The organism is Bradyrhizobium sp. 138, from assembly GCF_023074075.1.
Taxonomy (GTDB): Bacteria; Pseudomonadota; Alphaproteobacteria; order Rhizobiales; family Xanthobacteraceae; genus Bradyrhizobium.
Genome location: NZ_JADPKT010000007.1, coordinates 552462 through 572249, shown reverse-complemented (window position 1 = coordinate 572249; position 19788 = coordinate 552462). Strand labels below are relative to the sequence as shown.

Annotated in this window: 19 protein-coding genes and 1 tRNA gene; 11 read left to right on the top strand and 9 right to left on the bottom strand. The window is 64.8% G+C overall.

The features are described from left to right. Positions 1–42 precede the first annotated feature (42 nt). Entirely contained in the window at positions 43–828 is a 786-nt protein-coding gene (locus IVA79_RS07325) for a class I SAM-dependent methyltransferase (protein ID WP_247551370.1), read from the top strand. On the opposite strand, the gene IVA79_RS07320 is transcribed toward IVA79_RS07325, so the two are convergent. Beyond that, positions 825–1304 carry a GNAT family N-acetyltransferase gene (locus tag IVA79_RS07320; RefSeq protein WP_247551368.1) on the bottom strand — a complete coding sequence of 160 codons (480 nt, stop codon included), beginning with the start codon at positions 1302–1304 and terminating at the stop codon, positions 825–827. The genes IVA79_RS07325 and IVA79_RS07320 overlap by 4 nt on opposite strands. A 178-nt stretch (positions 1305–1482) precedes the next feature. Here IVA79_RS07320 and IVA79_RS07315 point away from each other — a divergent pair, with 178 nt between their 5' ends. From IVA79_RS07315 to IVA79_RS07300, 4 genes are all read left to right on the top strand, one after another. Next, a complete protein-coding gene (locus tag IVA79_RS07315; RefSeq protein WP_247551366.1) occupies positions 1483–2634 on the top strand; it encodes a zinc-binding dehydrogenase in 1152 nt (383 codons plus the stop codon). Between the two features lie 3 nt (positions 2635–2637). Then, positions 2638–3114 (top strand): DUF5680 domain-containing protein, encoded by a 477-nt coding sequence (locus IVA79_RS07310; protein WP_247551364.1) that lies wholly within the window; start codon positions 2638–2640, stop codon positions 3112–3114. Positions 3115–3211: 97 nt separating this feature from the next. After that, entirely contained in the window at positions 3212–3652 is a 441-nt protein-coding gene (locus IVA79_RS07305) for a VOC family protein (RefSeq protein ID WP_247551362.1), read from the top strand. Positions 3653–3751: 99 nt separating this feature from the next. Next, positions 3752–4264: a hypothetical protein gene (locus IVA79_RS07300; protein ID WP_247551360.1), complete on the top strand. Its 513-nt coding sequence runs from the start codon at positions 3752–3754 to the stop codon at positions 4262–4264. Positions 4265–4282: 18 nt separating this feature from the next. Here the strand turns inward: IVA79_RS07300 and IVA79_RS07295 are convergent, their stop codons facing one another. Then, the gene (locus IVA79_RS07295) at positions 4283–4636 is read right to left on the bottom strand and encodes a cupin domain-containing protein (RefSeq protein WP_247551358.1); all 354 of its coding nucleotides are present in this window, start codon (positions 4634–4636) and stop codon (positions 4283–4285) included. A 284-nt stretch (positions 4637–4920) separates the two neighbouring features. On the opposite strand from IVA79_RS07295, the gene IVA79_RS07290 reads away from it, so the two are divergent. Next, positions 4921–6864, top strand: coding sequence for a DEAD/DEAH box helicase (locus IVA79_RS07290; RefSeq protein ID WP_247551356.1), 1944 nt, complete (start codon positions 4921–4923; stop codon positions 6862–6864). Positions 6865–6937: 73 nt separating this feature from the next. Here IVA79_RS07290 and IVA79_RS07285 read toward each other — a convergent pair whose 3' ends face one another. From IVA79_RS07285 to IVA79_RS07270, 4 genes are all read right to left on the bottom strand, one after another. Further along, positions 6938–7444, bottom strand: a complete 507-nt coding sequence (locus IVA79_RS07285; RefSeq protein WP_247551354.1) for a GNAT family N-acetyltransferase — start codon at positions 7442–7444, stop codon at positions 6938–6940. Positions 7445–7448: 4 nt separating this feature from the next. Further along, positions 7449–8582, bottom strand: coding sequence for a DJ-1/PfpI family protein (locus tag IVA79_RS07280; protein ID WP_247551352.1), 1134 nt, complete (start codon positions 8580–8582; stop codon positions 7449–7451). Between the two features lie 158 nt (positions 8583–8740). Next, complete coding sequence (locus IVA79_RS07275; protein WP_247551350.1) at positions 8741–9295, bottom strand: PAS domain-containing protein; 555 nt, start codon at positions 9293–9295, stop codon at positions 8741–8743. Positions 9296–9576: 281 nt separating this feature from the next. Further along, positions 9577–9687, bottom strand: a tRNA-Pro gene (locus tag IVA79_RS07270). 202 nt (positions 9688–9889) lie between these two features. On the opposite strand from IVA79_RS07270, the gene IVA79_RS07265 reads away from it, so the two are divergent. Then, positions 9890–10717: a rhomboid family intramembrane serine protease gene (locus IVA79_RS07265; protein WP_247551348.1), complete on the top strand. Its 828-nt coding sequence runs from the start codon at positions 9890–9892 to the stop codon at positions 10715–10717. 189 nt (positions 10718–10906) lie between these two features. Further along, positions 10907–11335 (top strand): CBS domain-containing protein, encoded by a 429-nt coding sequence (locus IVA79_RS07260; RefSeq protein ID WP_247551346.1) that lies wholly within the window; start codon positions 10907–10909, stop codon positions 11333–11335. Between the two features lie 6 nt (positions 11336–11341). Here the strand turns inward: IVA79_RS07260 and IVA79_RS07255 are convergent, their stop codons facing one another. Beyond that, positions 11342–12376 (bottom strand): patatin-like phospholipase family protein, encoded by a 1035-nt coding sequence (locus IVA79_RS07255; protein WP_247551344.1) that lies wholly within the window; start codon positions 12374–12376, stop codon positions 11342–11344. A gap of 252 nt (positions 12377–12628) precedes the next feature. Between IVA79_RS07255 and IVA79_RS07250 the strand changes: the two genes are divergently transcribed. From IVA79_RS07250 to IVA79_RS07240, 3 genes are all read left to right on the top strand, one after another. Beyond that, positions 12629–13702: a hypothetical protein gene (locus tag IVA79_RS07250; RefSeq protein WP_247551343.1), complete on the top strand. Its 1074-nt coding sequence runs from the start codon at positions 12629–12631 to the stop codon at positions 13700–13702. Between the two features lie 448 nt (positions 13703–14150). Further along, on the top strand, positions 14151–14393 hold the full coding sequence (locus IVA79_RS07245; RefSeq protein WP_247551340.1) for a hypothetical protein: 243 nt from the start codon (positions 14151–14153) through the stop codon (positions 14391–14393). Positions 14394–15382: 989 nt separating this feature from the next. Then, entirely contained in the window at positions 15383–17845 is a 2463-nt protein-coding gene (locus IVA79_RS07240; RefSeq protein ID WP_247551338.1) for an EAL domain-containing protein, read from the top strand. Here the strand turns inward: IVA79_RS07240 and IVA79_RS07235 are convergent. Together IVA79_RS07235 and IVA79_RS07230 are read right to left on the bottom strand one after the other, a co-directional pair. Continuing rightward, positions 17831–19099, bottom strand: coding sequence for a serine hydrolase domain-containing protein (locus tag IVA79_RS07235; RefSeq protein WP_247551336.1), 1269 nt, complete (start codon positions 19097–19099; stop codon positions 17831–17833). The genes IVA79_RS07240 and IVA79_RS07235 overlap by 15 nt on opposite strands. 63 nt (positions 19100–19162) lie before the next feature. Continuing rightward, positions 19163–19726, bottom strand: coding sequence for a nitroreductase (locus IVA79_RS07230; protein WP_247551334.1), 564 nt, complete (start codon positions 19724–19726; stop codon positions 19163–19165). Between the last annotated feature and the right edge of the window lie 62 nt (positions 19727–19788).

Genomic DNA, 19788 nt, shown 5'->3' with positions numbered 1-19788 from the left:
GCCATGCACTGCTGCCACAAGCTCAGTCGTGGCAGGCCCCTCATGCAGGCCGCAAATTTATCCGTTATGATTGCCCTTATGGAACAGGACAGTCTCTACGATCGCCCGGATCTCTACGACTTGCTGGCTCCGCCGGACGTGATGCTCGAACGGTTCTATGTCGAGATCGCGCGCGAACGCGGCGGCCGCGTCCTTGACCTTGCCTGTGGAAGCGGTCGCCTGACCATTCCGCTGGCGCAGGCGGGCCTTGATGTGCTTGGCGGCGATCTGTCCGCCGCGATGCTGGAGCGCGCGCGAAATCATGCCAGAGCGCACGCGGTTGGGCCTGGTTTCGTCCAGCTGGACATGCGCAATTTCGATCTCGGCGGGCAGACCTTCGACACCGTCATCGTCGCCATGAATTCGGTCCTGCACCTGCATAGCCGCGACGAGTTCAAAGGCTTCTTCGGATCAGTCGGCAGGCACCTGTCGCCGAACGGCCGGCTGGTGTTCGACGCGTTCTTGCCCAATATTGCCATGCTCAACGCTGATCCTGACAAGCGCGAGTTGACCGCCACCGTGGTCCACGGTGCCCTCGGCACGATCACCGTCGAGGAGACCGCGCGCTACGACCCGCTGACGCAGGTCAGGCATGTGAATTGGTACTGGTCGAGCGAGACCGAAAATGATTTTTGGCAGGTGCCGCTGCAAATGCGCTGCGTCTTCCCGCAGGAGATGCCACTGCTGATAGCTTCGGGCGGCCTGAGCCTGATCGAGCGGTTCGGTGATTTCGATCGCAGCCCGATGGTGGCGGGAAGCATGCGGCAGGTATGCGTGTGCGGTCTCTAGGCGAGCGTCTTGACATACACCGCATAAGGCACGCCCAAAATATGCGGCGCCTCGCCAACCCTGACAAACCCCATCCGCAGATACATTGGCAGTGCCACCGTCATGATCGGCGTCGTATGCAGTGCGATAACGCCGGATTGGTCACGCTCGGCGCGGCGAAGGCACTCTTCCGTCAATTGCCGGCCGATGCCCCTGCCGCGCGCGAGGGGATCGACCACCAGCATGCGGATGACCGGCCAGGCCGGATCGAAGAAGGCCGGCTTCGGCGCTTTCGGACCCATATAGGCGACGGCGCCGACGATCTGGCCGCCATCCTCGGCGATGATGATCTCGCCGGTCTCGGCAAGTTGCGGCATCTTCGCGGCATTGGCATTGAACAACGGCCAGTCGGAATAATGCGGCTCGAATTCCGCGAAGGCCGCCAGGGCGACGTGCACGATCGCGTCGGCATCTTTCGGCTGATAGTCACGTAGCATCGGTGTTGTCCTTGTAGTCCGGATGCAGCAAAGCGCAATCCGAGACTGCCGCTCCCGCATATCGCTGCACTCATGCGGGCTACGAGACTGCCGGCTTGGCACGCGCGCGCATCTCACATACGCTTTGCCTTACGCCCGCACCAACCAATCATAACAGACGGGCACTGAGGAAACAGCCATGCAACAGATCCGCGTCTGCACTCACGCTGGTCCCGGCTCGGAGCCCGTCATCCGCACCGTGCCGTGGCCGAAGGTCGGCCGCAAAGCCGCGTTGATCAAAGTCGGCGCCTGCGGTGTCTGCGGCACCGATCTGCATATCCTGAAGGGTCACTGGCCGAAGCCGCTGCCCTGGCCGTTCACGCTTGGCCACGAGCTCGGCGGCATCATCGTCGAATGCGGCGAGGCGTTCACCGAAGACTTCATGAGCAAGCCGCTGAAGGTCGGATCGAAGGTGATGATCCCGCCGCTGATGCCGTGCGGGCATTGCTATTACTGCATCCACTATCCGCAAACCGCCAACAAGTGCCTGACGCCGGTCTATTACGGCCGCTATCTCGGCTTCGAGAAGGCGCCGCACATGTGGGGCGGCTGGGCCGAATATGTCTATGTCGATCTCGACATGCTGCCGGGCACCAAGATCTACAAGCTGCCCGACGACATGTCGCTGCGGCTAGGCGCACTGTCCGAGCCGCTGACCTCCTGCATCCGCGCCTTCAACCGCGCCAGCCGCGCCGGTGGTTTTTCCTGGGGTGACACGGTGGTGATCCAGGGCTCGGGGCCGATCGGCATTCTGGCGGTTGCAGCGGCAAAGGAGATGGGGGCAGGGCGCGTGATCTGCGTCGGTGCGCCGGAGGAGCCGCGGCTGAAGCTCGCCCGTGAGTTCGGCGCGGAGGCGACCGTGAACATCGAGGAGCTGAAGTCGCCGCAGGAGCGCATCGCGCGCGTTCGCGACATCGTCGGCGGCTTCGGGGCGGATGTCGTGATGGATTGTTCGGGGCACCCGACCGCCGGCCCCGAGGGCATCGAAATGCTGCGCGACGGCGGCACCTATGTCGAGATGGGCCAGTTCACCGACGCCGGCTCGATCGACACCTCCTGGCACCGCATCTGCACCAAGGACCTCAACGTGCTGGGATCCTGGGGCTTCACCGGCAACGACCTGCCGCTCGGCGTCGACATGCTCTACCGCACCCGCGACAAATACCCGTGGCTGAAGATGCAGACGATCTATCCGTTCACGGAAGAAGGCGTCGCGCAGGCGGTGAGGGACGCGATGGCGATGAAGACGGTGAAGTCGACCATCGTGCCGTGGCCGGAGCTGGTGGAGTAGAAGATGTCGTCGATCCCGCACGATCTCGCGGCCTTTCTGGTCGAGGCCAAGCGGCGCACCTATGCCGGCCTCGATGACGACGCGACCGTGGCGGCGCCGTCGCTCGCCGGCTCAAAACAGCTCGAGCACCGCGCGCCGCCCTATGCCTATCGCGATATCTATTTCGGGATGGGATTTTTCGTCGGGACCGTGTCGCGAGATGAGCGATTGATCTGGTCGATGAGCTACAGCGGCGGCGTCCGCGCAGAGATCGGGGATCGCGAGACCTTGCTCGCGATCTACAAATTCCTGCGGCAGGCTCTGCTGGGCGTGCGCGTCGAGCAGCCCTACCGGGGACGGCCTCTGTTCGAGCAGGCCGGCATGGTCTACCGCAACGAGATCGAAGGCGCGCTAGATCGTTTCCACGGCGTCGAGACGATTGCGCGGCAGGACGGCGTTCCGCTCTACGAGCTCCGCTATAGTGGCGGGCTGCTGCGTTAGTCTCCAGCCTTGTAGCCCGGATGAAGCGAAGCGAAATCCGGGGCCGCTGGTCCCGCATTCCGCTTTGCTCCATGCGGGCTACGAGCCGGCATTTGGAATGAAGGATACGATGGCAAACGAACAGACACCCGAACCAACCCAACGCCCCCGCTCCCCCTTCCGCGCCATCCGCGCGATCGACTACACCGTCGTCTTCGTGCGCGACATGACGGCGATGCGGCGCTTCTATGAGGACGTTCTCGCCTTATCCCTGCTGCGTGAGCTTTCGCCGAATTGGATCGAGTACGGCGTCGGCCCCAACACGCTGGCGCTTGCACGGCCGGGCCGTACTGCCGCTGATGCGCCGATCCCGGCGGGCAGTGCCTCGCTGCAGCTGGCGTTCAAAGTGTCGGCCGCCGAGGTCGATGCATGCGCCGACGAACTGGTCCGGCTGGGCATTGTGCTGGTATCGCCGCCGACGAACCAGCCCTTCGGCCATCGCACCCTGTTCTTTCGTGATCCCGACGGCAATTTGCTGGAGATCTATGCGGAGATCTGAGCGGCCATGCCCAAAAGTTCCATCTGAGTTCCCCGAACTATTCACGCCGAGGTGAAACTTAGGCCCAAGTTCCCGCTTTCACTTCGCGGGAGAGGTGCCGTGAAGCGAATCCTGAAATCACTGACTTACATCCTGGCTGCGATCTACTTCCTGGTGGATGCGGTCTTCATGACCGTGGCGAGGCCGATTTCGCGCTGGCTCGAGCGCCACTTCGTATTCGAGCGACTGCGAACCTGGATCAGATCGCTGCCGCCTTATGCGTCGCTCGCCCTGTTTTCCGTGCCCGTGATCATTCTGGAGCCGGTCAAGCCCGTGGCGGCCTACCTCGCCGCAACCGGTCAGGTCGTGAGCGGTGCTGTGACTTTCATTGTCGGAGAGCTGCTCAAGCTCGTGCTGGTCGAGCGCCTGTTCCATCTCACGCGCGACAAGCTGATGAAGATTCCTGCATTCGCCTGGACCTACGGCAAGTTCGCTGAGGTGAAGGCCTGGCTGCAGGCGACCGAAGCCTGGCGCGCCATCCGCGCCTTGAGCTTTGCGGTGAGAGACATCGTCGCGCGGGCAAGAGCAAGACTGATCGGCAGCTTCAGCAAGCTGGCGACGTCCAGGGACTAGGGGTTAACTTGTGACCCTCTATGCGAGCTTGCGCGCCGCGGCAGTCGCCTTGTCGCCCGTGTTCGGCGTGCCGGTCGGCTCGATCAGCATCAGGTGAACCTCCTCGCGTGCCACCGGGCGATGCTCGACCCCTCTGGGCACGACGTAGAGCTCGCCCGGACCGAGCGTGACGGTGCGATCGCGCAACTCGATGTCCAGATGGCCTTTCAGGACGAGAAAGAAATCGTCGGTATCGTCGTGTTTGTGCCAGGTGAACTCGCCCTTCACCTTCACCACCATCACGTCGCAATCATTGAAGGTCGTGACCGTGCGCGGGGACCAATGGTCGTGAAAGGTCGCGAGCTTGTCGGCGAGCGATATGCTGTCGGCCATGTGTCCCCCTTTGCTCTCTCGTGAGCCACAATCTGGGAAGGGATCGCCGAGGCGACAAGACCGTATCCGTTAACCTGTCGAACTGGTCCAAAAAACCGCTGCAACCTTCAGGCGCGGCTCTCTTCACCAAGCCATGCATCATAGGCATGGTGATTTCCGAGCGCTTGGCGTAAAGAGCGCGCAAGAGCAAATCCAGCGTGCGGTCGGGCCGTTTGCCCCCCACGCGAGCTCAGGCCCGCCAGTACACTGTTTGCGCGCCTGAATTAACCAAGGTTTCCCATCCCGTGTCCTTTCCGGCCCTGACCCCGCCGCTCGCCCGCGCTTTGGCCGAGCGGAACTATGATTCACCGACTCCCGTTCAGCTCGCCGTGCTCGCCCACGAAGCGACCAGCCGCGACCTTCTGGTCTCGGCGCAGACCGGCTCCGGCAAGACCCTCGCTTATGGCCTTGCCATGGCCAAGGATCTGCTCGGCGATGCTGAGCGGTTCGGTCAAGCGGCCGCACCGCTCGCCCTCATCGTGGCCCCGACCCGAGAGCTCGCGATGCAGGTTCAGCGCGAACTGGCATGGCTCTACGGGCATACGGGCGGGCGCGTTGTCTCCTGCGTCGGCGGCATGGATCCGCGCCGCGAGCAGCGCGAGCTGGCGGCCGGCGCCCACATCGTGGTCGGCACGCCCGGCCGGCTCTGCGACCATTTGCGGCGCGGCCGTCTCGACATCTCGGAATTGAAAGCGGTGGTCCTCGACGAGGCCGACGAGATGCTCAATCTCGGCTTTCGCGAGGACATGGAATTCATCCTCGAGACCACGCCGGAGACGCGCCGCACCCTGCTGTTCTCGGCGACGTTCCCGCGCGGCATCGTCGCGCTGGCGAGGCAGTACCAGCGCGACGCCTTCCGCATCGAGGTCGCCGGCGACGAGGGCGGTCATGCCGATATCGAATATCGCGCCATCCGCATTGCGCCCGCCGATGCCGAGCACGCGGTCGTCAACGTGCTGCGCTTCTACGAGGCGCCGAGCGCGCTGGTGTTCTGCAGCACACGCGATCACGTCAGGCATTTGCAGGCAGCGCTGCTCGAGCGTGGCTTTTCCGTCGTCGCTCTCTCGGGCGAATTGACGCAGAACGAGCGTACCATGGCGCTGCAGTCGCTGCGGGACGGACGCGCCCGCGTTTGCGTCGCGACCGACGTCGCCGCACGCGGCATCGACCTGCCGAGCCTCGACCTCGTCATCCATGCCGACCTGCCCAACGACGCCGAAGTGATGCAGCATCGCTCGGGCCGAACGGGGCGCGCGGGGCGAAAGGGGACGAGCGTCCTGCTGGTGCCGCCCGCGCGCCGGCGGCGCGCGGAGCTGCTGCTCAATCTCGCAGGGGTCGATGCGGATTGGGGTACGGCGCCGCAGGCGGAGGAAATCCGCAAGCTCGATCACGACCGCATGAAGGACGTGTTGTTCACCGAGGAGACGACGGCCGACGATCTGGCGCTGGCCCAGGCGCTGCTGGCCGAGCGGTCGGCTGAGGATATCGCCGCGGCGCTGGCGCGGCTTTACCGCGCGCGGCTGCCGTCGCCGGAAGACATCATCGATCCCGGCGAGCGAACCGGCAAGCCGCGCGAGGATCGCGGGCGCGACAGATTTCAGGGCGATGGCAGCGAGGATCGCGCCGCGCGGCCACGATCGAAATCCGGCAAGGCGTCATCGAAGCACGGCATGGCGGAGACCAGCGTCTGGTTCCGCGCCGCGATCGGACGACGCAAGAATGCGGAGGCGCGCTGGCTGCTGCCGATGATCTGCCGCCGCGGCGGCATCGACAAGCGCGACATCGGCGCCATCAAGATCATGGACACCACGACCGAGTTCGAGATTTCCGAGCGGGTCGCAGAGTCGTTCGCCGCCAAGGTCAAGCGTCCGGACAAGGAAGACAGCATCCGCATCGAGCCGATGGCGGACGCGCCGCAGCGACAGGAGCGTTCGGAAGGGCGGTCCCACGCGCCGCGCCGCGAGGCCGGCGAGCATCGTGAACGGCGCGACGAACGTCCGCGCGAGGCAAGTGGATTCAAACCACGCAGCAAGTCTCACGGCGAGCGCGCGCCGAAATTCGACGAGGCGCCTTCGTTCGGAAAGAAAAAGAAGCATCGACCGGGCCACGCAGAGCCGTCATCGGTTACGCCCTGGCCCGTGAAGGGCGCACCGGGAAAGAAGACGAAGAAGAAAAAGCATCGCGGTTGAGCTTCTGCCGTTCAGCGCTGACGGCGAGGGCGCCGCTTCATGCCTGCGTGAGCCGGCTGGCCAGGGAGGGACGTTACGCCGCGGCAAGGTCCCGCAGCATGTACGTCGCGCCTTCGCCATAGGATACGAGCTTTGCGCGCAGCTCCGCGTCCGCCTTGACGGGCCGGAAGCCGAGGCGCTCCCACAGCGGCCGCGTCGCGTAGACCGAGACCAGTGCCAGCGTCGCGATGCCTGACGCACGCGCCAGCTGCTCGATATCAGCGATGTAAGCGCGCACAACGCCGCCGCGAAAATCCGGCAAGACGGCGACGTCGTGGACATAGAGGCCGTCCGCATCGTCAGGCAATCGCGCGAGAAAACCGTCGAGCGGCGGAATCCGGTGCTGCCTCCAGGGATGCGAAAACCCGTAGCCGGCGATCTCATCGCCGGCTACAAGCACGCGGCATCCATCGGGATAGAGCCGCATCTTCTCGGCGAACACCTCGGGTCTTTCAGGAAGGTCAGGATGTATCCGCGCCGCGATGGCGCCGATCGCGGGCAGGTCGGATGCGTGCGCGGGACGCCAATGCGGCTTGCTCATGCCTTTATCTCGGATATTCGAGCTGCATCGCGACGAAGTCGGCGGTGCGCGGTCCGTAGCGCGCATCGATGGCGTGCAACGTCTGGTCCAACGCCCGTGCCGGCGGCAGGCTGGCGGCGTCCGTCGGGGTCTGCTTCGCTGGCCAATCGGCCGCGACCTTGTCCGGCAAGATGCGAAGACCGCTGCGGCTCGTCTGCGCCTCTGCCGTGGCCGCGAAGGTGAGGGCCCGCGAGCGAAAGGTGCGCGACCACGCATCGGCGACGAGCGCAAGCGAGACCTCGTCGATGCCAGGCGTCAGCGCGATTCCGAGTTGCTCGCGCCTCCAGAATGCGAGCGTGTTGGCGATCGCCGTCAGCGCGAAGGGGCGCGTGAACTGGAACGCCTCGCTGCGGTGGCGCGCATCCCACTGCGCAAGACCGATCTCGCGGGCGACCGCCTCCGCCTTGGCGCGGCCGGCGATGGCCTCGACCAGGGTCAGGGCCATCGGCATGGATGCGGTGATGCCGGTCGTTGTCGCAACGCCGCGGTCGACCACCAGCCTGCGGTCCGCGACATAGCGGATCACCGAATGCTTCTGCAGATCGCGCACGGAATACCAGTGCGTGGTGGCCTGCCTCCCGTCGAGCAGCCCGGTGTTGGCAACGACCTTGGCGCCGACGCAGACGCCGATGACGATCGCGCCCTTGCCGGCCTGGCTTCTGATCCACTGCAAGGCCACAGCATCGTCTTCGCGGCTCATCGCGGGCACGATGACGTAATCGGCGCCATCAGGATGCGCGGCATCGAACGCGGCGATGGTCGCGTGCGGCTGCACTTTCAGCGCGGGATAAAGTGTGACGGGTCCAGGCTGCGTCGCCAACGTGAGGACGTCGGCAACATCGGCGCGGGCGAGGATGCCGTATGGCATCAGATAATCGGTGGTCTCGCTCATGTCGTTGATGCCGACGATGGCGATCAGGGGACGTTTGCGCTTTGGCGGCTTCAGCGCCGCGAGCGTCGCCTCGGTCTCGTCCTTGGATATCGCGGGCGCGGTTCCCCGAGCCGGCGCGCCAGGCAGCAGGAACAACCAGGTTCCGCCGATCGCGGCCAGCAGTGCCACGCAGGCGACGCCGCTCCACGCCAAAATGCGCCACATCATGATGATGTCACCCGATCCTCGTTGCTTCACGCGAGGCGGAAGCTAACGCTTGTCAACGACATCAGGAATGACGCAGATCCTGCAAAAACGGCCATCCGCACGCGTTGATGTGTCGCGCGGCGGGTTCCTGCTGCGCGATGCGCGTCAGGCAACGGAGATTATCTCAGCCCCTCATACACCATCAGCCCGCGTGCGATCTGCAATTTCCGGATCGCGCGCGGCAGGAGTTTCTCCGGCTGGTGCAGATAGCGCCAGGAGGTGAGGGTGAAGGTTGACAGCGCGCCGCATTCGTCGTCGAACGGCGCGAGCACGCCGGTCACGCTCACCGGCGTGTGCGGGCGCGCATTGAACGGCAGCAGCAACAGTTCGAGATAGGCCTTGCTGCCGTCCTCGCGCGCGGCGGTGACGCCGGCGATCGCACCTAACGCTTCGTCGGCGACGACGGTTGCGATCTCCTCGATCTCGCTGCGGCTCGCATCATCGAACAGCGCCGCAAAGCTCTGATCCTTGAGGTCACACCCTGCCAGGGCGCAGACCCGCGTGCCGGCGACGCGGAACGGGAAGCCGAGGTTCGGCTCGCAGGAGAGCACGAAGATGTCGCCGAGCAGGCCGCGGACCGCGGCCGGATCGATGTCGGCCCTGTCGGGGGCCCGTGCAGCGCCGCGCTTCTTGTCCCAATACGCGAAGAACGCGCGGCTCGACGGATGTTTCATGTCTGAACGCTTACCCCGGGGTGCAACCGCGAAGGGACAAACCTGTCCCGCTTCAGTGCACCCGCGATCCCTTGTGTTGTTGTGCAGGAGGGGATTTGCAGCGTCCATGCCGAGAGGGCGTTTTCGCAGCTCTTGAGGCCGGCTTTGCGTCGTTAACGTTAAGTTAACTATGCGCTTTGCAGCTCGCGCCCCGCTGCTATGGTGGCCGCAGTCGCAAGCCTCGCCGCTTTTCTCCAGGTTCTCGGCGGGGTCTGTACACAGGGCGTCAAACAGTTTGGCCACGGGCCGGGGAGGGGTGGGGATACACCTTCATTCCTCCGGTACCGGCAAGGCCGACACGGACAGGCAGGGCTTTCCCAGGGCCCTGCCTTTTCCGTTTCAGCCACCGGCCCTCGTGCCCCGGACGCAGCGCAGCACTTCCCTGGCGATGCGGAGCATCGTCCAGTCGTGATGCGCTGCAGAGCCGGGGCCCAGCGCCCCTGTCCGGGTCAAACTCGACATCCCGCACGATTTCCTTTTGTGCACTTGCGCAAGGCTGGCAAAGGCGACTATCAGCAAGCTCGTTGCCCCGGTCGCGCTGAAAGCGAAGCTGCCTTGGACTCCTCTCAAGATTCTCCGCCGCAAGGCCAAAATCCTCAAGAGGAGGTGCCGGCGGTCGTCGAGGAGGCTCCGCGCGAGCCGGTCCTGACGCTGCCCGGGGCGCTGACCGCCTATATCGTCCTCGTGGCGGTGATCCATCTGCGGGTGCTGCTGCCGCCGGAGGTCGAGAACTGGACCATCGACGTCTTCGGCTTCATCCCGAAGCGCTACGATTCCTCGCTGCTCAATCTGGAGATTCCCGGCGGGGCGGGTGCGAAGGTCTGGACCTTCGTCACCTATTCGCTGCTGCACGCCAATCTGACCCATCTCGGCTTCAACGTGCTGTGGCTGCTGCCGTTCGGCAGCGCGCTGGCGCGGCGCTTTGGCGCCGTCAGGTTCTTCCTGTTTCTCGCGGTGACGGCGGCGGCCGGCGCGCTCGCCCATCTCATCACCCATGAGCACGCGGTGGCGCCGATGATCGGCGCCTCGGCCTCGGTATCAGGCGCGATGGCGGCCGCAATCCGCTTCGCCTTCGTCCGCGGCAGCTTCCTGTCGTTCAACCGTTCGGACGCCGATACCGCAGCAAGGGTTCCGGCATTGCCGCTGTCGCGCGCGCTGCGCGACGGGCGGGTGGTCGGCTTCCTGGCGGTGTGGTTCGGCGTCAACATCATCTTCGGCGTCGGTGCGATCGGCGTCGATTCCGAAACCACGACCGTGGCCTGGCAGGCGCATATCGGCGGCTTCTTTGCCGGCCTGTTGCTGTTCACCCTGTTCGATCCCATGCCGCGCGTGCGAAGCGATGCTGCGGATGCGTCATCACAGGACGTTTCAGACCGTATTTGAAGCGGCGCTTGCGGCGCGGCCCGAATTCATCCATCATTCCCGAGAAGAATGTTCCGAAGCTGCAAGCTGCTAGCGGCGATGCTTCGTAAAGCGCACGAACGTGAACCGGCGCTGAAACTGTTAGTTGAAGACTCGAAGAACAAGTCCTGACCGCCCAATGGCGGGCGGATCCGATTCAGGGAGGCGACAATGACGGTACGTTCCATTCTCAACACCAAGGGCCACCAGATCATGAGCGTCGAGCCCGACGCGAAGCTGGCTGCCGCGATCAAGCTGCTCGGCGAGAAGAAGATCGGCGCGGTGCTGGTGATGAACCAGAGCCGGCTCGAAGGCATCCTGTCGGAGCGCGACATCGTCCGCGTGCTCGGCGAGCGTGGCGCCGGCGTGCTGGAGGAGCCGGTCGCTCAGGTCATGACCCGCAAGGTGGTGACCTGTAAGGAGACCGACACGGTTGCCGAGCTCATGGAGATCATGACATCAGGCAAGTTCCGCCATCTGCCCGTGATCGACAACGGCAAGGTGGTCGGCCTCATCTCGATCGGCGACATCGTCAAGCGCCGGGTCCAGGAATACGAGTCCGAGCAGGAAGCCCTGCGCGACTATATCAAGACGGCCTGAGCGGCTTCACTCGCTGATCTTGGGCGCGGCGCCTTCGGGCGGCGGTGCCAGCGCGTGGATGGCTTCCTGAATCGAATCCAACGCACGCTCGGCGGCGCGGGTGCCCAAGGCGATGAGGTCCTCGGAACGGTGGAAGTCGAACCAGCCGAAATGGCCGACCCGCGGCGTGATCAGTAGATCAGGCGGGTCGCCGGCGAGGCGGGCGCGGGTGATACGATCCTGCATGATGTTGAAGGCATCGACCATCACCGACGACAGGCCGGGCCGGCTGCTGCTGCTGCCGTAAAACTCGCGCTTTACTGTCTTCTCGGGCGAGAAGAATCGCGGAAAGCGCCGTTTTGACGTGGTCTCCTCCGCCACGGGCACGACCGGTTCGGGTATCGCGCCGTGCGAATAGACCGTCGTCGAATAGGTGAAGATATCGCTGGAAAGATTTGCCGCTATGACGATTTCGGCGCCGAGCGCCCGTGCCGCCGAGACCGGCACCGGATTCACCAGCGCACCATCGACCAGCCATCGGTCGCCGATCAGGACCGGAGAGAAGATGCCTGGCAGCGCATAGGAGGCGCGCATCGCGTCGACTACGCGGCCACGCGTCAGCCAGATCTCGTGGCCGGTACGGACCTCGGTTGCGACGGCGGCGAACTTGATCGGGAGATCCTCGATCAGGGTCCCTCCGCACGCGTTTTCGAGCCGGGTCGCCAGCTTCTCGCCGCCGATCAGTCCAGAGCCGTTGAGGCGGATGTCGAGATAGCCGAGGATGTTGCGCATGCCTTGCAGGCTGCGGCCCCACTCTTCCAGCGTATCGAGCCGGCCGGACGCATAGAGGCCGCCGACCACTGCGCCAATCGAGGTGCCGACCACGACGTCAGGCGTGATGCCGTTGGCGAGCAGGGTTCGGATGATGCCAATATGGGCGAAGCCGCGGGCCGCGCCCCCGCCGAGAGCGAGCCCAATGACCGGCCGGCGGATGCTGCCCAGACCGACCTTCTCGCCAGCCTTCTCGCCGTTCGCACCCCGTCCCTTCAATATGTCCAGCACCGAAACTCTCCTACGCCGGGGCAGCCTCAATCGTCAGACTAGGCATCATCGCAGCTCCGCTCCGCCAGAACTAGGGCGAAGCATGGTTTATGCCGCTTTGGAAAGCGCACGGGGCAGGAGTATGGCGAGGGGCGGCTGCCTCTGGACTAATCACGCAGGCGTCAACCGGGTTCCACAGAACCGTCCCAGAACCGTATTTCCCGGGGGTTCCGAGGCTTGAATTTGCCGCGTTTTCAGTGAAAAAGCAGGGACATGACACGCGGGGGTGACGGCATCATCGGATGGCGGCGCAGCGGCAGGCTGCTGCCGGCGCTGATCCTCGCCGCGTGCCTCGTGACCCCAGGCCAAAACGCTGCACAGGCGCAGCTTTTCTCCGATCGTCCGCCGCCGGTGCCGCCGGCCTCGGTGCCCGACCCCGGCGGGGCCATCAATCTGGCGCCGCCCTCCGGGCCAGGCGCCGCTCCCCCGAGCCTGCCGCCGACCCTGATGCAGCCGACGACCCCAAGCATGCCACCGCCTGCCGTCACGACCGTGCCGCCGGCCGCCCCGCTCAACGCGGCCGCGCCCGGACAGGGCGTACTGTCGCTGACCGCGAAATACGGCAAGGACTCGGCCCCCATCACCAGCGGCCTGGTCTGGCGCGTGTTTGCCGACCGTCCCGATGAGAACGGCACCTTCAAGCTGATCCGCGAGGACCGCAACGCCACGCCCAACATCGTGCTGTCGCCCGGCAATTACGTCGTGCACGTCGCCTTCGGCCTCGTCAGCGCGGTGCGCACGGTCAGCCTGAAGGCCGAGACCGACCGCGAATCCTTCGTGCTGCCGGCCGGCGGACTGCGCATCGAGGGCCGGGTCGGCACCAGCCGCATTCCGCAGAACCAGATCTCGTTCGCGATCTACAAGGGCAGCCAGTTCGAATCCGGCGAGCGCGCCTCGCTGGTACCGAACGTCGCCGCCGGCGACGTCGTGCTGCTGCCGGAGGGCACCTACTACATCATCTCCAACTATGGCGATGCCAATTCGGTGGTGCGCTCCGACATCCGCGTCCAGGTCGGCAAGCTCACCGACGTCACCATCACCCACCGCGCCGCCGTAATCACGCTCAAGCTCGTCAGCGACAGGGGCGGCGAGGCGCTTGCCAACACCGCCTGGTCGGTGCTGACCCCGGGCGGCGACGTCATCAAGGAATCGATCGGCGCCTTCCCGCGCGTGGTGCTCTCCGAAGGCGAATACCGCGCCATCGCCAAGAACGAGGGCAAGGTCTACGAGCGCGGCTTCAACGTCGTCAACGGCGTCGACGGCGAGGTCGAGGTCGTCGCGCGCTAAAGCATGATCCGGAAAAGTGCGCCGCGGTTTTCCGAAAAGATCATGCTCAAACAACAACCTAAAGCGCGATGACGTTTCATCCTGATCGCATCGCGCTTTAGGACACGGGCGTCGGTACCGGTTGTGGCGAGACGCCAGACTTTGCGCTTCGCATAATAGTTCTCATCCGGCGCACGAGCGAGCATCCCCGAATACCGCTGCCTCCGACATTACTTCAGGTGAGCCAGCCGTGCTCCGCCTCCTTCGTGCTCAGCATTGAAGGCCATGTCAGCGCTACCAAGCGGTCTCTTGGGGCGGGAGAACACCGCTGGCGAGGGCTTATTCCAGACCATCGGGCCTTGGCCACAAGTGGTGCAAGATGCCTATTTCCGATCATCAAATTTATTCTCTTTCCGTCCTGCTGGGTTATATGTCGGGCATCCATCCAACGGAGGAGGCCGGAGCAGGCTTGTGCGTCTGCGAGACCGGCAAGGGGCAGGGGACCAAGCGCGTCGGCATGTTCGAAGTGATCCTCACCAGGCGCAAGCGGTTTGGCTGGCGATGGCAGGTGTGCGACCAGTCCGGCAAGATCTTTGCCGATGGCTTCGAGCGCACCCGGCCGTCGGCCAAATATCAGGGCGAGCGCGCCTTGTTCTTCCTGTTGTCGCAGGCTTATTTGCGCAACCGCTCCGCCGCGTCCAGCGAGGACTAGCGGCCGGGCCCGTCGCTTCGCTCATCCGGGCCACAACACCTTGCGTTGCCCGTCCGGGCAAAACACCCAAGATCGCGGTCAATCCGCGCCGCGAAAAATATTCCACTTTACCGAAATTCGGAAAGTGCGTATATGTCGCGGCAACCCGGCCCAAGGAAGAGGGGCGTATCGCGATCGTCACGAACGCGGACCGGGCGGCGGTGGACGCAGGTTACATCGGCGCGAAGAGCTTCGCAGGGCGGAGAGCCGTGAGCGAGAGTGTCGCGCACACGACCGGTGTGATCGGCGTACGGCAAAATCGTGTGGTCCTGACGCCCGGGGTCTGTGCGTCAAGGCTTGCGGCGATGAGTGTGGCCCAACCGGGCCCACGCATCATTCATCCGCAAGGCGACGGGGGCAATAGTGCAACGCTCCCCGGGGAGAGCACGACATAAGCCGTAAAGCCACTGCGCAGGGAAGGCCGGGATGTCTCCGGTTGCCCTGTTCTCCGCTATGCACGAAGCACACGCAATCTGCTCTTGGCATGGCGGTCCACGGGAGCCAACCGGCTCCCGGCCTTCCCTGCGCCCTCTTTCAAGTGAGAGCAAGGCAACGAAGCAAGACTCGGGCAAAATGAGCCGCGAGGACGCGAAGGTGTGTCTGCTGATGAGATGCGAATTGAAAGAACGACGCCGCCCCCACACACTCCGTCATTGCGAGGAGCTCTTGCGACGAAGCAATCCAGACTGCTTCCGCGGAGGGATTCCTGGATTGCTTCGCTGCGCTCGCAATGACGATGCTGATGCAGCTGCACAAGATCTTCCACCGAACGGGCCGCTGCCAATGTTGTCACCGCCTTCGCCCCACTGTCATAGTCTCTAACGCGCACTAACCAACACCCGACTTAAAACTGTCATAATCACCGAACGGAACGCGCGCCCGCGACCTTTTTACATGTCGTTAAGTGCGCCTGCATTGGATGCGCCGGGGAAAGTGCGTTGGGGATTGCCATGACTGCCGCGAATAAGATGCCGGGAAAACCGGCCGCCGAAATGTTCGACGACATCCCGGTGCTCATGCGCAAATGGCATGCCGCGTTGAAGCCGGGCGAGCGGCTGCCGCGCTACGAGGATGTGATGCTCGGCAGTCTCGGACGGCTCGCCGATCACATCGCGCTGCTGAGGAACGACGGCACGCTCGAACTGTCGCGCAGCGGGCGCTATGTGCAGAAATGGCTCGGCGAGGAGCGCTGGGATATCCTCGTCGCCGAATTGTCGCCGGATTGCGCCACGGCGCTGTCGGAAGCGGCGACGAGCGCGCTTGCAAACGGACGACCGCACCAGGCCAGCGCACATTGCGTGCGCGACGGCATGGTGCGGACCTACGATGTGCTGGCGCTGCCGACGGCCTCGCGCTGGGGCGCCACGCTGGTCGGCGCCTATATCAACGAGCGCGGCACGCAGTACAATCTCCTGGACGCGATCTTCGCCTCGACCGATGACGCGGTGGTGTCGCTCGCGACTCTGCGCGATGCCGCCGGCAAGCCGTTCGATCTCCAAATCGTGCATCACAACGACAGCGCGGGCGCACTGCTGAAGGTTGCGAACGGAAGCCTGTTGTGGCGGCGCATTGGCGAGGGCACCACGCTGCTGGCCTTGCCCGAGATCACGGACTTCCTGCTCAAGGCCGTCGCGGGCGGCCGCGGCGAACAGCTCGAGATCGAGAGCGAGGGCCGGCACCTCCGCCTTGGCGCCACGGCCTTCGCCGACGTGGTCTCGCTGACGATCTCCGACGTCACCGCGTTGAAGCGCCGCGATGCCTCGTTCCGCCTGCTGTTCGACAGCAATCCGATGCCGATGTGGGTGTTCGACGCGCAGACCAAGGAGTTTCTCGGCGTCAACGACGCCGCGGTCCAGCACTACGGCTATAGCCGCGCCACCTTCCTGCGCATGAAGCTGCACGAGATCTGGCCGGAGGACGAGTGGGACAGCCACGCCGAGGCGCTCGAACGCGTCGGCGATGCCTATCATTCCTCGCGCAACTGGCGGCACTTGCGTGCCGACGGCAGCGAGATCGAGGTGCTCACCTTCGGCCGCCGCGTCGCCTTCGACGGTCGCGACGGCTATCTGGTCGCGGTGGTCGACATCACCGAGCGGCGCAAGGCCGAAGCGCGCATCGCGCACATGGCCCATCATGACGGGCTCACCGACCTGCCGAACCGCGAATATTTCCAGGAGCGCCTGAAGCAGGCTCTGGACCAGGCCGGGGACAAGCGCGTCGGCGTGCTCTACATCGATCTCGACCTGTTCAAGAACATCAACGATTCCTTCGGTCATCCCGTGGGGGACCGCCTGCTCAAGCAAGTCGCCGAACGCCTGACCATTGCGGTTCGTGGCGCCAATCTGGCGGCCCGGCTCGGCGGCGACGAGTTCGCGGTGATCCTGGCCGCCGACGTCTCGCCCAACGAGGCCAGCGCCTGCGCAGGCCTGCTGATCGACATGCTGAAGGCGCCCTATGATCTCGACGGTCAGGAGATGGTGATCGGCGCCAGTATCGGCATCGCGCTGTCGCCCGGCGATGGCACGACGCCGGAGGAGTTGATGCGCAACGCCGACATGGCGCTGTACCGGGCGAAGTCGGACGGCGGCGGCGTGCACCATTTCTTCGAGCGCGAGATGGACCTCCAGGCGCAGAAGCGCCGCGACATGGAGCTCGATCTGCGCCGCGCGTTCGCCAATGGCGAGTTCGAGCTGCACTATCAGCCGCTGGTGTCGATCGCCTCCGACCGCATCTCCGGCTTCGAGTCGCTGCTGCGCTGGCGTCATCCGGACAAGGGGATGATCTCGCCGGCGGAGTTCATTCCGGTCGCCGAGGACATCGGCCTCATCACCCAGTTGGGGGAGTGGGTGCTGCGCGAAGCCTGCGCCGAGGCGGTCAAATGGCCTGCCGACGTCAAGGTCGCGGTCAATCTGTCTCCGGCGCAATTCCGCAGCCGCAATTTGGTTCAGGTCGTGATCTCGGCGTTGGCGCAGTCCGGCCTGTCGCCGCGGCGGCTCGAGCTCGAGATCACCGAGTCGATCTTCCTCGCCGAGACCGATGCCAATCTCGCCATCCTGCACCAGCTCCGCGAGCTCGGCGTCGGCATTTCCATGGACGATTTCGGCACCGGCTATTCCAGCCTGAGCTATTTACGCAGCTTTCCGTTCGACAAGATCAAGATCGACCGCTCCTTCGTGAAGGATCTGGCGCAGCGGCCCGACTGCGGCGCGATCGTGCGCGCGATCTCGGGCCTCGGCCGCAGCCTCAACATCACCACGACCGCGGAAGGCGTCGAGACCGAGGATCAGCTCGACTGGCTCCGCGCCGAAGGCTGCAACGAGGTGCAGGGCTTTCTGTTCAGCGCGGCGCGGCCCGCCGGCGAGATCGCAAAGCTGCTGGCCGATTTCGGCCAGCGCGCCTCACGGGCGGCGTAGCCCCTCGGGGTAGCAGTCGTAGACCAGCGCCTTGAATGCGGGCGTGATGCGGCTGCGCTCGTTCTGGGTCTGCTGCATCATGAGGTAAACCATGTCGAGCTTGGGATCGACGCCGAAATAGGTGCCGCTGCCACTGTCCCATTTCAGCTCGCCGAGCGAGCCCGGCGGCGGCGGTTTTGCGTTGCCGGGATCGGTCCGCACCGCAAGGCCGTAGCCGTAGCCGAAGCCGTCACCCGGGAAATAGAAATAGTCGCGTCCGACGCCGGAGCCGGGCCCGATGTGGTCGGTCGTCATGGCCTTGAACGCGGCGGGGCTCAGATAGCGCTTGCCCTCGAACTCGCCGCCGTTCAGCAGCATCTGCGAGAAGCGCTGATAGTCGGTGATGGTCGAGAGCAGGCCGCCGCCGCCGGACTGCCATTCGGGGTGGTCGAGACGCTCGCGCTCGCCGGCCAGCAGGATGAAATCGTTCGGCAATGGCCGCGCCATCCGCGCCAGCTCGTCCTCGGTTGCGAGCACGAATTTGGTGCTGCTCATGCCGAGCGGATCGAAGATGCGTGCTTTCAGGTATTCGTACAGCGTCTGGCCCGAGATGATCTCGATGACGGCGCCGAGCACGTCGGTGGAGTGGCCGTAACGCCACAGCGTTCCCGGCTGCCGTGCCAGCGGCAGCTTGGCGATCCGGTCGGCGAATTCCCTGTTGTTGAATTGGCCTTCGAAGATGTTGGCGGCCTGGTAGGCCTGCTCGACCCATTTGCCGCCGATATAGTCGTAGCTGATCCCGGAGGTATGCCGCAGCAGATCCTCGATATTGACGGGACGGACCGGCGGCACGAGGTCGAGCTTGAGCTTGCCGTCCGGCTCGGTGACTTCGAGACCGACCTTGGTGTCGGCGAAGAGGGGGATGTATTTCGACACGGGGGCGGTGAGCGCGAGCTTGCCTTCGTCGATCAGCATCATCGCGCCGAGGCACGTGATTGGCTTGGTCATGGAGTGGATGGCGAAGATCGTGTCCGGCGTCATGGCAAGGCCGGTTCGGGTATCACGCACGCCGAACGTCTTGAGGTAGACTGGCTTGCCGTGCTGCTGCACCAGGATCACGGCGCCGGGCAACCGGCCGCTCGTCACCTCGTCGTTGAAATACGTCGTGATGCGGTCGAGCCCCTCGGACGAGGGGGCGGGGATGTCGGCGGCCCGGCTTCGCGCCATCGAGCCGGCGAGCAGCGCGGCTCCGACCAGAAAATCACGACGCTTCATCCGGCCTTCCTCCCTCGGCGGGATCAAAGCCGCAAGACGCGAGATGCGTCAACACAACATCGATTAAAAACGCGTCACGATTTCCGAAAGGAACGGTCGCGGACGATCTTCGCTGGGCTTGGTCGGCGTGCCGATATGGACGAAGCCGGCGAGCTTTTCGTCCGGCTTGAGCCCGAGTCCGTCGAGCACGTCGCGATCGAAGGAGAACCAGCCCGTAAGCCAGCAGGCGCCGTAGCCGAGCGCGGTCGCGGCCGTGACGATGTTCATGGCGCTGGCACCCGCCGACAATTCCTGCTCGAACGCCGGCACCTTCGGATGGGGCCTCGTGAAGCTGACAATGCCGATCACCAGCGGCGCATCGGCAAGGCGCTTGCGCTCGATCTCGACGTCGGCCGCGGGCGCGCCGGGATTCTTCCGCGCGAAGACCTTCGCGATCACCTCGCCGGCGCGCTGGCGGGCATCGCCCTCAAAAATGATGAAGCGCCAGGGCGCCAGCTTGCCGTGATCAGGCACGCGCGCGCCGATGGTGAGGATGGTCTCGAGCTCGGCCGCCGAAGGGCCAGGGGCGGTCATCTCGCGCGGCTTGACCGAGCGGCGGGTCTTCAGGAGTTCGATGGCGTCGGGCACGAGGCGTAGTCCTTTGTTGAACTACAAAATGAGATAAGGAGCCGGCGGGGATATGGAAGCCG

Coding starts and splice junctions, on each gene's coding strand:
- IVA79_RS07325 (WP_247551370.1), top strand. CDS start 43: ATGCAGGCCGCAAATTTATCCGTTATGATTGCCCTTATGGAACAGGAC.
- IVA79_RS07320 (WP_247551368.1), bottom strand. CDS start 1,304: ATGCTACGTGACTATCAGCCGAAAGATGCCGACGCGATCGTGCACGTC.
- IVA79_RS07315 (WP_247551366.1), top strand. CDS start 1,483: ATGCAACAGATCCGCGTCTGCACTCACGCTGGTCCCGGCTCGGAGCCC.
- IVA79_RS07310 (WP_247551364.1), top strand. CDS start 2,638: ATGTCGTCGATCCCGCACGATCTCGCGGCCTTTCTGGTCGAGGCCAAG.
- IVA79_RS07305 (WP_247551362.1), top strand. CDS start 3,212: ATGAAGGATACGATGGCAAACGAACAGACACCCGAACCAACCCAACGC.
- IVA79_RS07295 (WP_247551358.1), bottom strand. CDS start 4,636: ATGGCCGACAGCATATCGCTCGCCGACAAGCTCGCGACCTTTCACGAC.
- IVA79_RS07285 (WP_247551354.1), bottom strand. CDS start 7,444: ATGAGCAAGCCGCATTGGCGTCCCGCGCACGCATCCGACCTGCCCGCG.
- IVA79_RS07280 (WP_247551352.1), bottom strand. CDS start 8,582: ATGATGTGGCGCATTTTGGCGTGGAGCGGCGTCGCCTGCGTGGCACTG.
- IVA79_RS07275 (WP_247551350.1), bottom strand. CDS start 9,295: ATGAAACATCCGTCGAGCCGCGCGTTCTTCGCGTATTGGGACAAGAAG.
- IVA79_RS07260 (WP_247551346.1), top strand. CDS start 10,907: ATGACGGTACGTTCCATTCTCAACACCAAGGGCCACCAGATCATGAGC.
- IVA79_RS07250 (WP_247551343.1), top strand. CDS start 12,629: ATGACACGCGGGGGTGACGGCATCATCGGATGGCGGCGCAGCGGCAGG.
- IVA79_RS07240 (WP_247551338.1), top strand. CDS start 15,383: ATGACTGCCGCGAATAAGATGCCGGGAAAACCGGCCGCCGAAATGTTC.
- IVA79_RS07235 (WP_247551336.1), bottom strand. CDS start 19,099: ATGAAGCGTCGTGATTTTCTGGTCGGAGCCGCGCTGCTCGCCGGCTCG.